This window comes from Abyssisolibacter sp. ZYX002 (genome assembly GCF_056892235.1).
Genome location: NZ_JARMXH010000004.1, coordinates 90,050 through 104,028 on the forward strand (window position 1 = coordinate 90,050; position 13,979 = coordinate 104,028).

A 13,979-nucleotide genomic window follows, 5' to 3' on the forward strand; every position below is an offset into this window, starting at 1 on the left:
GTATAAAAGTGAATAAAAAAGTATATGTTGTCAATCATACGCATTGGGATAGAGAGTGGCAGAAAACATTTCATGAATATAGATGTAGATTAATTGGATTTATGGATAAAGTAATAGAAGTACTTAATAGTAGAGAAGAGTTCACATCATTTATGCTAGATGGGCAAACATCACTGTTAATTGATTATTTAGAGATAAAACCAGATATGTATTTAGAGCTCAGAGAGCTTGTTACAAGTGGTAAACTGATAATCGGACCTTGGTATGTGCAACCAGATGAATTTATACCCAGTGGTGAATCATTGCTTAGAAATCTATTGTTAGGTGAAATAATCAGTAAAAAATTTGGGCAGAAGATGAACATTGGATATTTACCTGATTCATTCGGACAATCTAAAAATATGCCTCAAATACTAAATGCATTTGGTATAGAGAGTGCTGTAGCTATGAGAGGTTTCTATAACAAAGAGATTAACGCTAACGAATTCAGATGGAAAGGTACAGCAAAGAGCGAAGTTTTAATGAGCGCTCTCTGGGCTGGGTACAATAATGGGTCTCAACTCAGCGAAGAGTTAGAAGAGGCTAAAAGGTTTATAGATCTAAATTTTGAGTATCTAGATAAAGGTGCAACAGATAATAGATATTTATTTTTAGCAGGTTCTGATCAAGCAAATATCAAAGTTAATATGCCAGAAGCAATAGACAACTTAAATGCAGAGTACAAAGATGTAGAGTTTAAAATCTCTAAACTAGAAGAATATATTGACGAAGTTAGCAAACACAAAGATACATTGCCAGTATATCAAGGAGATTTAAGAAAAGGTCAAATGCAAAGAGTACACATATCTATTGCAGGGACAAGAACAGATATAAAACAAAAAAACTATGATATACAAACTAAGATAGAAAAAAGATTAGAACCAATGAGTGTAATGGGATATACACTAGGAGATAGGTATGAAAAAGAACTAATCCAAAAGATGTGGAGATTGTATATACAAAATCATGCTCATGATTCAATATGTTGCGTATGTACAGATGAAGCACACAAAGATATGATTAATAGAATATTTGAAGCAGATGAGATGTACAAGGCATTAATGAAATCAAGGATAAATAATTTTGCAGAGAAGATACAGTTTAAAAAAGATAAAAGTAGACCAATAGTAGTGTTCAATTACAACAGTTTCAAGACAAAACAAGTTGTAACATCAGTAGTAGATGTATATGATGATTTTGGTTTATATACTAGTGATGGAGAAAAGATACCTTACGAAATAATTGAAGAAGAAAAAATAAATCTAAAAGAATATCGTCTATGGCTTAAAGAAAACCCAGATGATTTCGTTACTAGAAAGAAAATATCTTTTATAGCAGAAGTTGAAGGTGTTGGATTTAAAACTTACTATATAAAAGAAGGGGAAACACAGCAACTTTTAGATAACACATTCGTAGTAAAAGAAGATTCTATAAGCAATGGATTAGTAACAGTAAAAGTAGAGTCAGATTCAAGTATAACTATACATGATCAAGTGAGCAATAAGTGCATGCAGAGGACATTTAACATTGTTGAATCTGGTAATACTGGTGATGAATATGACTATTCTCCACCAATCAATGATATAGAATATAATTCAAAAACTTTTGAAAAGAAAGTCAACATAAAAGTAATAAATAACTACGAAGCGTTTATAGAAGTAACTAATGAGATGTTAGTAAATAAAGATACTAATAGTAATGGAAGAAGCGATGAATTGGTAACCAATAAAGTTACAAGAGTGTTTAAACTTACTAGAGACAGTAGATTGGTAGAGTTAGATGTGAAAGTCGATAATGTTTCGCATAATCATAGGGTTTCACTTGAAGTAGCAGATTTTTCAAACCAATATCATATAGCAGAATCTAGCTTCGGAGATGACAAAAGACTAAATAGATATGAAAATGTACCAGAAGATACTCAGGCTAAATGGAAAGAGTACTATTATCCAATTTATTCTACCCAAAGATATGTATACGGAGAAAATATAGCAGTGTTTAACAGAGGAATACCTAGTTATGAAATAAAAAAAGGTAAAGATTTATATATTCATATGCTAACTACAATGGATTATATGGGAAAAGAGAATCTTCTATATAGAGGAGGAAGACGTTCAGGAGCTAAAATCAAAACTAAGGATTCTTTGATGATAGGACAAAACAATTTTGAATTTGCAATACTTTTAACAGAAGATAAGGATGTTGTAAGTAAATATGCAGATGAATTCCAAAATAGTCTTACTACTCATTATATTCACAAACCAAATTCATTAGGTCTTGTTAGTGATGATCAGGTATTCTTTAAAATTGAAGATGATAGAATTGCTACAAGCGCTTTACTATCAAACCAATTAGAAAATACAGAGGGCATTATATGGAGAGTTAAAAATATGTCTGATGAACCGGTTAAGAGTATCGAGTTAATATACAATCCTAACTTCTATAGATTTGTGCAAGAGATAAATATGTTAGAGAAACCAGTTTCTATAAAAAGAGTATCAAAGTCTAAAAAAGCAGATTATATAGGTGAAGAATATGAGGGTTCAGGCACTTGTTTCGATACAGGATTATTGACTATACGAGATATAAAACCTAATGAAATAATTAATTTGCAGTTTAAAAAGACTTATAATTTGAGGTGAAAACTATGTATCCACTAAAATTTAAACCTATATATTTTGAAAAAATATGGGGTTCTAGACGATTGACAACACTCAGAGATGATTTGCCTCAAGGAGATATAGGAGAGAGCTGGGATGTTGCATGTCATAAACATGGTATGAGCGTAGTACAAAATGGAAAATACAAAGACATGACCATAGAGGAGCTTATCAAACTAAAGGGAGATGAATTGCTGGGTCAAAAAGTACCACTAAACAAATTTCCATTACTAGTAAAGTTGATAAGTACAGATCAGAAACTATCTGTTCAAGTTCACCCAGATGACAAATATGCATATGAGGTAGAAAGTGAATCAGGTAAGACAGAAGCATGGTATATAGTAGAGGCATCTGAAAATTCTAGCATTATAGTTGGGTTTGATAACTGCACAAAAGATATGCTAAAAGAAGCTATACAAAAAGGTGAATTTGAAACGTTAGCTAACGAAATAAAGGTCAAAGCTGGAGAAGTATACTTCATAAAAAGTGGACTTGTTCACGCTATCGGAGAAGGACTGATAATAGCAGAAATACAGCAAAATAGTGATATAACTTATCGTGTACATGACTATAATAGAGGTAGAGAGCTTCACATAGATAAAGCATTAGATGTTATAAATATGGATATTACAGGAGAAAAAAGCAAAGGCTTGAGAGTGGAAATGTGTGGATATAGTAAGACATATTATTGTCTGAACGAGCATTTTGCATTAGATGTTTATGAGGTAGATAGCTCCTGTAAACTTTGTAGTGATATCCAAAGATTTAATGTTATTACATGTGTAGAAGGAGAAGGTAAAATTAAGTATGGTCAAGAAACGATGAACATATGTAAAGGCGATAGTATATTGATTCCTGCTAGTCTAGGAAAATATGAAGTATTAGGAAAAGTGAGATTCATAAATAGTTATATCCCAGATGTAAAGAGTGTTAGAAAAGAAATTATGTCAATAATTGAGTGATAACGAGTATAAATAAAAACTTCTGATAGAAAATCTATTCAGAAGTTTTTATTACTTATATCTTTTATTAATTTTTTATGTGTTTTACACAATTGTATTAATTAGCTTAAATACACTATTCTATTTTTGGCATCTTAATATTTCAATGCTGTTTAGTTAGGTATAAAAGATATTTGGATTAAAAAAAATAATACATCAAAGATAGTTATTGCAATATCTTATAATAATAGGGCGCGAACTTGTTCTATGGTATAATTGCAGTAGATTTTAAGACTAACTTTACATGGAGGGAAATATGGAAGTAAGAAAAGAATTACCTAAAATATTTGAAGGATTTTCCGAAGCTAGAAGAGAAGGATTTATAAAAATAAAGGCCTATAAAGATACCGATAAACCTGTTATAGGGACATTTTGCACATTTTTACCTCAAGAATTACCATTAGCTATGGGAGCCGCAACAGTGTCTTTATGTGCAACATCTGATGAAACGATAGGAGAAGCAGAAAAGGAACTCCCAAGAAATCTATGTCCACTAATTAAATCAAGTTATGGATTTGGTAAAACGGATAAATGTCCGTATTTTTACTTTAGTGATATGATCATAGGTGAGACAACATGTGATGGGAAAAGAAAAATGTTTGAACTCATGGGAGAATTTAAACCAGTACATGTGATGAAGCTTCCAAATGATCCTTCATCCAAAAGGTCTTTAAAGATGTGGAAGGATGAAATTGTTAAATTGAAAGAAGTTTTAGAAGAACAGTTTAACTTAGAAATAAAAGAGAAAGATATTAAGAACGCTATACATTTGAAAAATAAAGAACGTAAAGCATTAAAAGAGTTTTATAGTCTTGGCAAATTAGACCCACCTGCAATAACAGGAAAAGAAATGCTTAAAGTATTGTACGGGAGCACATTTAAAATTGACAAAGAACAAAACATTGAAGATATAGAAAAATTAACAGATAAAATAAAAAAACAGTATCAAAGTGGTAATAAACTAAAGCAGAAACCACGTATATTAGTAACAGGATGTCCAATAGGTGGAGTTACAGAAAAAGTAGTAGAAGCTATAGAGCAAAATGATGGGATAGTAGTATATTACGAAAATTGTATGGGGGCTAAAGCAATAGAAGGTCTAGTAGATGAAAATAATCCAGATATATACGAAGCTCTTGCTGATAAGTATATAAAGATAGGATGTTCATGTATGTCTCCAAATCATTATAGACTAGAGATGTTAAATAAAGCTATAGAGGAATATAAAGTGGATGCAGTAGTAGATGTGGTATTACAAGCCTGTCATACTTATGCCATTGAAACCACATCAATAAAGAAATTTGTAAAATCAATGAATATCCCATATATAAGTGTAGAGACAGACTATTCAACAGCAGATATAGAACAGTTAAATACTAGAATAACTGCATTTATAGAGATGATATGATGTATAGCATAGGTATAGATTCAGGGTCTTCAACAACAAAAGGAATATTATTCGATGGCAAAGATATAATAAAGAAATCAATAATACCAACAGGGCCCAACCCAAGAAAAGCAATAAATGAAATATATAAGGAATTAAACTCTAATACAGAAGTATATACAGTAACAACAGGATATGGTAGAAAGTTATTAGAACAAGCAGATAAAAAAGTGACAGAAATCACCTGTCATAGCAAGGGTGCTAATTTTTTAAAAGAAGATATTAGTGCAGTTATAGACATAGGCGGACAGGACAGCAAAGTTATATTACTAGATGAAGATAGAAATGTAAGTGATTTTTTAATGAATGATAAATGTGCAGCTGGTACAGGAAGATTTGTTGAGATAATTATGAGGATATTGCAACAAGATTTAGAGCACATAGATGAATTTGTGGCAAATGTTACTCCAACAAAAATAAGTAGTATGTGTACAGTATTTGCAGAAAGCGAAGTAATAAGTTTATTAGCACAAGATGTAGATGCTAGATCAATAGCGTTAGGAGTATTAGAATCAATATGTAATAGAACAGTTAATTTTGCAAATCGATTACCAATACAGGGAAAAGTATTTTTTAGTGGAGGGTTAGCACAATACTCATGTATAAAAAACCTTCTACAAGAAAAATTAGGACTTAAAGTTTATACACATAAGCTGTCCCAATATTGTGGAGCAATAGGAGCTGCATTGATTGGATATAACGAAATAAAAAATAAATGACGCGTTATTTTGTGTTATTTAAAGGTTATTTGCAGGATGTTTCTAAGCTATAAATACAACACAAAAAGGGTTGTGCGATAACAAAAATTTTTAGATTTGTATACCATAGCTCTTTTGTGTTTATTTATAGTCTCTATCAACTTCTCGATGTATTTTATCTATATCAAATTTTATTTTCTTAGTTTTAGAGCGTTCATAAAAATAAGCATCAGAGTAATCATGGCTAGATATTAGCCAAATATTATTAGATTTAACAAGCTTAAAAGTATTTTCACCTAAACAAATAAAAAGTGGATATGCACATACACCCTTTTCGGGGGATAAAATAACATCAACAATTGCTTCATCATTATTTATATTTATTGATTTATAATCATAGAATACTTTGTGTCTTTCACGCTTTCCTTTATAATAACCTTTCTTGATAGAGTACGTCCACCTTTCGATAGCTTCCTGAAGAGCGATAGTTTTGTTATAAGACTGAATCGAATCTAAATCTAAATAATTAGATAAATCAGTATAGTCTAGATTCATCCACATATCATATGATTTAGCATAATAGTTTTTTATAGTTTCCTTAATGTTTTCCTTATCAGTTTTTTTATCCGTACTACACCCATATAGACAAAACATAAAAGTAATAATAAAAAATATAAAAAGTTTTTTAATAATATTCACCTCCATATTTATATGGTTAATTAATTTGCTTCATGTTTTTTTGTAGCTTAGTTACTATTTCACAACTATTCTCAAGCATATATTCAGCAATATAATCAGGAAACAGCCGTCTTATAGACTCAACGTAGGTATCTCCAGATTCAGGTTCTTTGAGTTTTACAACTTTATAAGTACCAGCAGAAAGTTTCTTTAAAACAACAACTAATGGATTGCTTCCACCAGAAGTATGATATTCATTATATTTGATTTCATAGTCATAATACATATATACATAGTACCTACCTAGTTTTTTTCTAACTTCAAAAACTTCATGAGCTTCATTGAATTGATAGATTCTGTCGTATTCGTCAGGAGAAAGCATATCTTCTCTTTGATATTTAATAAAAGCTTCATCCATAGATTGCTCGTATGAGACTATTTCAGTAGGCTTTTTAAAACATACTAAGTAAATTAACAATGAAATAGCTATTAAAGAAACTATAAAAAACACTTTTTTCTTTTTCATAATATAATCACTCACTTTACCTATTATTATTAGAGATACATATTAGTACAATTACCGTACTCTAAAAAGGTATTTTAGATTAAATACATATATACGGTATCATATATAACAAAGATAGTAAATAAAAATGGAAAATATTACACATATTTAACAAGTACCACTTACGGTGATATTGAATAAATATTAATATAAACATCATGATTATGTGGTATTATAATAGCAATGATAAACTTTTACTTGGAGGAAACTATATGGTGGATTTAAGGTTTCAAACATTTATAACTGTAGCAAGTACAAACAATTTAACCAAAGCTGCAAAAGATTTAAATATAACTCAACCAGCTGTTTCACAGCATATAAAAGCATTAGAAACATACTATGAAACTAAGCTTTTGTATAAGGAAGGAAAACATATGAAGTTAACCAATGAAGGTGAATTGTTGTTAGAGTATGCTATGAAAATTAGTAGATTAAATAATGAATTAAAGCGACAGATTCAAAATAAATCAAAGCAAATAAAAAAGTATTATGTTGGAGCTACTTTGACAGTTGGCGGATATGTATTACCCCAAATAATAAGTCAATATAAAAGAAAATATCCAAATGTAGAGATATTATTATATGTAGAAAATACACAAGCAATATTGAAGAAACTATTTAAAGGGCAGATAGATATAGGGATAATAGAAGGACCTTTTGACAATAGTAAAGTTCAGTATAAAAAATATAAAGATGATGAATTGATACTAGTAGTTTCACCATATCATCCTTTAGCAAAAAGAAGTTCAGTGACTATAGAAGAGGTACTTAAGCAAAGGCTTATACTTAGAGAAAAAGGATCAGGTACTAGAAAAGTTTTTGAAAACGCAATAATAGCTTCGCATCATGAATTAAGCGAAATGAATGTATATATGGAAGTGGGTAGTTTAGTAGCAATAATATCATTGATACAGTCAAATCTAGGTTGCACTATAATATCAAAAGAAGCTGTTAGAGGACAACTAGAAGAGGGTAAATTAATAGAAGTACCAATAAGTAATTTGAAGATTTTAAGAGAGTTTAATTTTGTATATTTAGAAGATATTAATCATGAATTTATAAATAATTTAGCTAACATAAAGCAATAAATTAACAGGAAAATATAACAGTTACAGCTATATATAAGTTAAATTTATTAAACTATAAAAATACATAATTTCATATTATGATAAGGCAGTGATATAATTACCAATATAATAATTGAGGTGATTAATCATGAAGAGTATCAATAGATATATACCTGGTATCTTATTAGTATTTACAATAGCATATATATCAAAAATATTCAGCAAGTATTTAAACAGTTATATTAGTATAGAAGCACTTACAATAGCAATCATAATTGGTATCGTATATAATAACTGTATTAAAGTAAAAAGTGGGTATAAAGCTGGTATCAAATTTTCATTAAGCGTATTACTAAAAATAGGGATAGTATTACTTGGATTTAGGTTAAACATACAGGATTTATTTAAACTTGGTCCTAAAATTATTATTTTAGTTATCGTGTACGCTTTACTAGCACTTGGTATTTCTGTCCTTTTAGGGAAAATATTTAAAGTCCAAAATAAACTTGCTACATTAATAGGTGTTGGTTCATGTATATGTGGGGCATCAGCTATAGTAGCACTTAAGCCTTGTATCCATGCAGATGATGAAGATTCGGTTATAGCTGTATCTATTGTCAGCTTTTTAGGAACAATAGGTGTATTAGTGTACTCAGCAATTGCTAAAAGTAATATAGATATTAGTGATTTACAATATGGGGCTTGGTCAGGGCTTACTTTACACGGAGTATCTCATGCCATAGCAGCTTCATTTGCACTAGGTAAAACTGCAGGAGATATCGGAACATTTGTTAAAATGACAAGAGTTTTAATGATTATGCCTGTTTCAATTGTGCTAAGTTATATTTATAATAAACAAGAAACTGTGGGAGTACAAAGAGTAAAGATTCCAATGTATGTAGTTTATTTTATTTTTATAGTAATATTGAACTCAACAGGTATAATACCACCTTTGATGACGGATATATTTTTGAGGCTTAGTTCAATATGTATACTTATGGCGATGACAGCAATGGGACTTTCAGTTGATTTCAATAGTATAATTAATAAAGGAGTAAAAGCACTTGGAATTGGCACTATAACCTTTTTTGCTTTATCTCTTGCAAGCTTCTTTGCCATAGCAAAACTTTTATAGGGTAAAAATTGAAGTTGTCTAAAATTTATATCATAATAATACGAAAACAACCTTGACACACATGGTTGATTGTATTAAAATAAAAAGAGTATGGATAATAAAAAACCACTAGCCCCGGTTTTTTAAAATAAATACGTTGAACGTTGCAACAAGGAGGGAAAATGATGAAGAGTTTTATTGCTAAACCACATGAAGTAGAAAGAAAATGGTACGTAGTAGACGCTGAAGGTAAGACGCTTGGTAGATTAGCAAGTGAAGTTGCAAAGATATTAAGAGGTAAGAACAAGCCAGTTTATACTCCACATGTTGATACTGGGGATTTCGTTATAATCATAAATGCAGAAAAGATTGAATTGACAGGTAAAAAGTTGGATCAAAAATTATATAGATATCACACAGGACATCCAGGTGGATTAAAAGAAATACCTTACAAGAACTTAATGAAAAACAAGCCAGAGTTTGTTATAGAACATGCTGTAAAAGGTATGCTTCCAAAGAACAGCTTAGGTAGAAAAATGATAAAGAAGCTAAAGGTTTATAGAGGAGCAGAGCATAACCATGCAGCTCAAAAACCTGAAGTTTTAGAAATATAGTTCAGGAAGGAGGACTGTAAGTGGCTAAAGTACAATTTTATGGAACAGGTAGAAGAAAAAAATCTATAGCAAGAGTTAGATTAATTCCTGGATCAGGAGTTATAACTATAAATAAAAGAGATATCGAAGACTTCTTTAACTATGAGACTCTAAGAGTTAAGGTTAGAGAACCTTTAGCTATAACTGATACATTAGGAAGATATGACGTTATAGTTACAGTAGAAGGTGGTGGCTATACAGGTCAAGCTGGAGCTATCAGACATGGTATATCAAGAGCTTTACTTAAAGTTGATGAGGAATTAAGAGGAACTTTAAAGAAAGCAGGAATGTTAACAAGAGATGCAAGAATGAAAGAGAGAAAGAAGTACGGTTTAAAGAAAGCAAGACGTGCTCCTCAATTCTCAAAAAGATAGGAAAAATATGGAAATTACCCCTCGAACGGTTATGTTTGAGGGGTTTTTGTTTTGTGGCTTTTTTCAAAAACTCAGGGTTATATAAACAGCAAGCGTAAGATTGAGTTAGAGATACAAAAGAATAAGAGCCTGACCCCTGTAAACATCTAGAAAATCTCCTTTTAATTTTGTGTAAAAACTTAGTTATATCAGAGATGTTGATAGGTGTTTATTTTTTTTATATTCATTTATAAAATTATTCAAGTATTTTTGCAACTTTATAGTTTTATTAATAAATGTAGAGATTATTGGATGTATAGGATATCAAAGAAGATAAATAAGTTGGCAGTTAGCTATGATAAAAGGTTAAAATATTTGAATCGGTGTACGAAAATATTGAGTTTAGAGATTGCTATATTTTTCTGTATTCTAGACAAAGAAACATAAAAGGTAACATTCGTATATGGTAGCATTGAAGGAATAATAGAATAGGTGTATAATTAATTATGGGTTTATAGAAAATATTTTACAATTAAAGGATTATTTAGACTATAGATTAGTGATATTTGTGACATTAGATAGGTGAAGAGTATTTATTTTAGGTGTTCTTGGAAAAAAAGTTCGGTAATTGGGGAGTTAGGCGAAAGCATATAAATAAGTCTAGGAGGAAGTCCGATATGTCAAAACGGTTAAGAGACAAAAATATATATGTCGCACCTGGAATTACAGGAGTAATAAAAGAAAATGGAAAGATATCAATAGTTAACGAGAATGCTTTATCTCATCGTGTATTAGATCAAATAGATTTAGAGTGTAAAGTTGAAATTTATGAAAAACAAGTTAATGGTTGGTTTTTAGATATTGCAAAATGTCTTACTAGTAATAGTAACGCGGGTTTTGTTATATTAATGGTTACACTTTCTTATATTGAAGGAGTAGAGCAATACATGCAAGGAAGAGACAGTATAAACAGGAGTAAGAGGATGTTTAGAGAAGGAATGAAGCGGATTTTTCCAAGGATGGAATTTACAAATAATCAACTTAATGAAATCTATAAACATACTAGGTGTGGATTATTTCATAATGGTATGACTGGTGGACCAGTTTTAATATCTGATAGTTATAACTATGCTATAAATGTTGAAGATGATGGGACAATACTTATTAATACTGTCGAGTTTTTGGACGCTATTATTAAAGATTTCAATAATTATATTATTGAACTGAAGAAAAATGGAAAATCTGACTTAAAAGAAAACTTTAATAGAATGTTTAATTTAGATTAAGTTTGAACATAGCCATCGCCTAACACAGCAGTTCCTAACATAAACTTTTGTCTTTACATTTAAGGAGTAGGTGCTTTGTAGACAAAATCAACGCAAACCCTACAGGACGTTTACATTGGGAACTGTGGGAATATTATCTGAAAGATTTAAAACTTAGGAGATATTTAGATGAATAATAGAGTTAATTTAAATGATTTAGTTGATTTATTATTAAGTGTTGAAGGAAAAGTAGAAGATAAAAATATATCATCGTATGCTACTGCTATAGATGTATATGCTGCAGGAGATATTATAGATTTTTTTAATAAAAATAAAGATGTATCTTGGAGAGCGCATTTAATAATTATACGTTATTTTGCTACAATCATATATGAAATGGGTAAATGGAGCGGTTGTGATGTTTGCAAAGAATTTAATTTTTTAAAAGTAAAAGAATTGAGATTGAAGATTCATCAGTTTAAAGTCAATAGCTTTAATAAGTACTATAATGAAATCGAAGAAAATATGGGTAGATCAAAAGACATAAAAACACCTGCGCTGGATTTATGTTTAGAATATGAAACTGGAAGCGGTAAAAATGAATTAATTGGTACGAATGTTTGGAAATACTATTTTGATTCAGAGGAGCTTCAAAATGATGTTAATACAATGCAACAGATAATTAGATCCATTCAACTAAATTGTGCTTTTGATAATGTAAGATGCAATATTCGTAAATCCACAAAAAAAGTTAACTATAAATTAATTTCATATTGTTATACTGATATTTTAAAAAGTTCTGGAATTAAAAAGCCTAAATTAATAGATCGAGTTATTTTGGCGGTAGATGAATTATCTAGTTTGCTTGTATTTCTTGAAAATACAATACAAATAGATGTATATTTAAGCAATTCATCGTATGTTTTAATGTTTTTGTGCAAGTTCTCAGCCTTGATTTTTGATGAAACTGTTGATAACTTAACTAATTATATAAAACATTCTGATGATGAAGATTCACAACGTATAGCATATATTTTAAAACCAATAAAAAAGGAGCTAATTAATTCTACGAGAACCATTAGAAATAATATTCATTATACTACTTTCCAATGGGATCATATAAAAACATATGAAGAAATGTATGGCTATATAGAGAATGTTATTAAGGAAAGTAAAAAGCTCAGAAGAAATTTACTCGAATTGCTTGGTATAAATCCTAGTAAGGGTAGGTTGACTTGGTATAAGTTTTTAGCAAATGTACAGTCAGATAGGGTCAATAAATCCATCAGATAACACAGCAGTTCCCAACATAAACTTTTGTCATTGCATTTATGGGGGTAAGTACTTTGTGGGCAAAATCAACGCCAAACCTTTAAGGAACGTTTGCATCGGGAACTGTGGGAATGTTAAACAAAACAAATTAATAATGAAAGGACATGGTATTAAAGTGAAAAAAATGACATGTAAGTATTGTGAATTTTGCTTTTCTGATAAAGTAGAAGGCTATGTATGTGTCGGAGATAGATATGGTGAAAAAATAAGTAACACGCTAGATGAAGTTAAAGATTGTTTTTCAGAAGGATTTGAAGCATATTTAGAGAGATTAGATGAAGAAGCAATCATTTGTAATAATAAGCCTTTTAGTGAATTAAAGATTGATGGAAGAAGAATGATAGAGCTTAAAGATTTAAACAAAAGAACAATAAGAATAAAAGGTTCTATTATTAAAGAATATTTTAATAATATTCCTGTTCTAAGAATTTATGAGGGTGATATTTATGAGATTAATGCGGTATTTCCTAAGGAGATATTTGATAGGTAACGAGTGTTTATTCTATCAAACTAGTTTAATTAAATAGGGGGGATAATTTGTGAAAATCACAACGAATATGAGTAAAGGTGCTTATGAAATTGCCAAGAAAGTATACTTTAATAAACTTTCAAGAACTGAAGGAAAGTATGAAATAAATAAATTAACAGGGATGAGTGTAGGGTCAGCTAATGCTTTTATTACTATTTTTTTGGCAATGATGGCTGGGGAGGTATATAAGAGAGCGTTCAATAATGCAACAAATGAGTATTTATTCAGACAAATAGAAAAGGACTTTGGTGAAGAGTATTTAATAAATGCTTTATGTGCGGCACAAAAACATGTAGAATACTATTCAACATTAGGTAAAGGTAATCTCACAGGATTGCAGTGTATTATTAACTCCATGAAATAATATCGTATGTTGAAATTATAGTGCTATGATTATTTTGATTTCTATCAAGAGCTTAATGATGCTTCATCTAACACAGCAGTTCCAAACATAAACTTTTGTCATTGATTTTGGATTTAAGGGGTAAGAGCTTTGTAGGCAAAAACAACGCCAAACCCTGAAGAGATGTTTACGTCGAGAACTGTGGGAATGTTATAAGAAAGGTTTCCTAAGGAGAGAT

Annotated in this window: 14 protein-coding genes; 12 read left to right on the forward strand and 2 right to left on the reverse strand. The window is 30.1% G+C overall.

Features of this window, described 5'->3' with window-relative positions; translation table 11 throughout:
• Positions 1–8 precede the first annotated feature (8 nt).
• The 4 genes from P3X86_RS13000 (at position 9) to P3X86_RS13015 (ending at position 5,863) form a co-directional block, all read left to right on the forward strand.
• Positions 9–2,678, forward strand: a complete 2,670-nt coding sequence (locus P3X86_RS13000; protein WP_483293129.1) for a glycoside hydrolase family 38 N-terminal domain-containing protein — start codon at positions 9–11, stop codon at positions 2,676–2,678.
• Positions 2,679–2,683: 5 nt separating this feature from the next.
• Entirely contained in the window at positions 2,684–3,658 is a 975-nt protein-coding gene (locus P3X86_RS13005; protein WP_483293130.1) for a type I phosphomannose isomerase catalytic subunit, read from the forward strand.
• A 295-nt stretch (positions 3,659–3,953) separates the two neighbouring features.
• Entirely contained in the window at positions 3,954–5,105 is a 1,152-nt protein-coding gene (locus P3X86_RS13010) for a double-cubane-cluster-containing anaerobic reductase (protein WP_483293131.1), read from the forward strand.
• Complete coding sequence (locus tag P3X86_RS13015) at positions 5,105–5,863, forward strand: acyl-CoA dehydratase activase (protein WP_483293425.1); 759 nt, start codon at positions 5,105–5,107, stop codon at positions 5,861–5,863. The genes P3X86_RS13010 and P3X86_RS13015 overlap by 1 nt, the downstream gene beginning before the upstream one ends.
• A gap of 120 nt (positions 5,864–5,983) precedes the next feature.
• Here the strand turns inward: P3X86_RS13015 and P3X86_RS13020 are convergent, their stop codons facing one another.
• Both P3X86_RS13020 and P3X86_RS13025 read right to left on the reverse strand, forming a co-directional pair.
• Positions 5,984–6,397, reverse strand: a complete 414-nt coding sequence (locus tag P3X86_RS13020; protein WP_483293132.1) for a hypothetical protein — start codon at positions 6,395–6,397, stop codon at positions 5,984–5,986.
• Positions 6,398–6,557: 160 nt separating this feature from the next.
• Entirely contained in the window at positions 6,558–7,046 is a 489-nt protein-coding gene (locus P3X86_RS13025; protein ID WP_483293133.1) for a hypothetical protein, read from the reverse strand.
• 251 nt (positions 7,047–7,297) lie between these two features.
• Between P3X86_RS13025 and P3X86_RS13030 the strand changes: the two genes are divergently transcribed.
• From P3X86_RS13030 to P3X86_RS13065, 8 genes are all read left to right on the forward strand, one after another.
• Positions 7,298–8,173, forward strand: coding sequence for a LysR family transcriptional regulator (locus P3X86_RS13030; RefSeq protein WP_483293134.1), 876 nt, complete (start codon positions 7,298–7,300; stop codon positions 8,171–8,173).
• A 127-nt stretch (positions 8,174–8,300) separates the two neighbouring features.
• On the forward strand, positions 8,301–9,287 hold the full coding sequence (locus P3X86_RS13035; RefSeq protein ID WP_483293135.1) for a YeiH family protein: 987 nt from the start codon (positions 8,301–8,303) through the stop codon (positions 9,285–9,287).
• A 164-nt stretch (positions 9,288–9,451) separates the two neighbouring features.
• Complete coding sequence (gene rplM / locus P3X86_RS13040; RefSeq protein ID WP_483293136.1) at positions 9,452–9,880, forward strand: 50S ribosomal protein L13; 429 nt, start codon at positions 9,452–9,454, stop codon at positions 9,878–9,880.
• 20 nt (positions 9,881–9,900) lie between these two features.
• Positions 9,901–10,293 (forward strand): 30S ribosomal protein S9, encoded by a 393-nt coding sequence (gene rpsI / locus P3X86_RS13045; protein WP_483293137.1) that lies wholly within the window; start codon positions 9,901–9,903, stop codon positions 10,291–10,293.
• Between the two features lie 656 nt (positions 10,294–10,949).
• Positions 10,950–11,558: a hypothetical protein gene (locus P3X86_RS13050; RefSeq protein WP_483293138.1), complete on the forward strand. Its 609-nt coding sequence runs from the start codon at positions 10,950–10,952 to the stop codon at positions 11,556–11,558.
• Positions 11,559–11,726: 168 nt separating this feature from the next.
• Positions 11,727–12,830 (forward strand): hypothetical protein, encoded by a 1,104-nt coding sequence (locus P3X86_RS13055; protein ID WP_483293139.1) that lies wholly within the window; start codon positions 11,727–11,729, stop codon positions 12,828–12,830.
• 55 nt (positions 12,831–12,885) lie between these two features.
• Positions 12,886–13,359, forward strand: a complete 474-nt coding sequence (locus P3X86_RS13060; RefSeq protein ID WP_483293140.1) for a hypothetical protein — start codon at positions 12,886–12,888, stop codon at positions 13,357–13,359.
• A 49-nt stretch (positions 13,360–13,408) separates the two neighbouring features.
• Positions 13,409–13,762: a hypothetical protein gene (locus P3X86_RS13065; protein WP_483293141.1), complete on the forward strand. Its 354-nt coding sequence runs from the start codon at positions 13,409–13,411 to the stop codon at positions 13,760–13,762.
• Positions 13,763–13,979: the final 217 nt, after the last annotated feature.

What these genes read in the sequence shown, in the direction of transcription:
- P3X86_RS13015 (WP_483293425.1), top strand. Translation starts at nt 5,105, where the DNA reads ATGTATAGCATAGGTATAGATTCAGGGTCTTCAACAACAAAAGGAATA.
- P3X86_RS13050 (WP_483293138.1), top strand. Translation starts at nt 10,950, where the DNA reads ATGTCAAAACGGTTAAGAGACAAAAATATATATGTCGCACCTGGAATT.
- rplM (WP_483293136.1), top strand. Translation starts at nt 9,452, where the DNA reads ATGAAGAGTTTTATTGCTAAACCACATGAAGTAGAAAGAAAATGGTAC.
- P3X86_RS13010 (WP_483293131.1), top strand. Translation starts at nt 3,954, where the DNA reads ATGGAAGTAAGAAAAGAATTACCTAAAATATTTGAAGGATTTTCCGAA.
- P3X86_RS13030 (WP_483293134.1), top strand. Translation starts at nt 7,298, where the DNA reads ATGGTGGATTTAAGGTTTCAAACATTTATAACTGTAGCAAGTACAAAC.
- P3X86_RS13025 (WP_483293133.1), bottom strand. Translation starts at nt 7,046, where the DNA reads ATGAAAAAGAAAAAAGTGTTTTTTATAGTTTCTTTAATAGCTATTTCA.
- P3X86_RS13055 (WP_483293139.1), top strand. Translation starts at nt 11,727, where the DNA reads ATGAATAATAGAGTTAATTTAAATGATTTAGTTGATTTATTATTAAGT.
- P3X86_RS13035 (WP_483293135.1), top strand. Translation starts at nt 8,301, where the DNA reads ATGAAGAGTATCAATAGATATATACCTGGTATCTTATTAGTATTTACA.
- P3X86_RS13020 (WP_483293132.1), bottom strand. Translation starts at nt 6,397, where the DNA reads ATGAATCTAGACTATACTGATTTATCTAATTATTTAGATTTAGATTCG.
- P3X86_RS13005 (WP_483293130.1), top strand. Translation starts at nt 2,684, where the DNA reads ATGTATCCACTAAAATTTAAACCTATATATTTTGAAAAAATATGGGGT.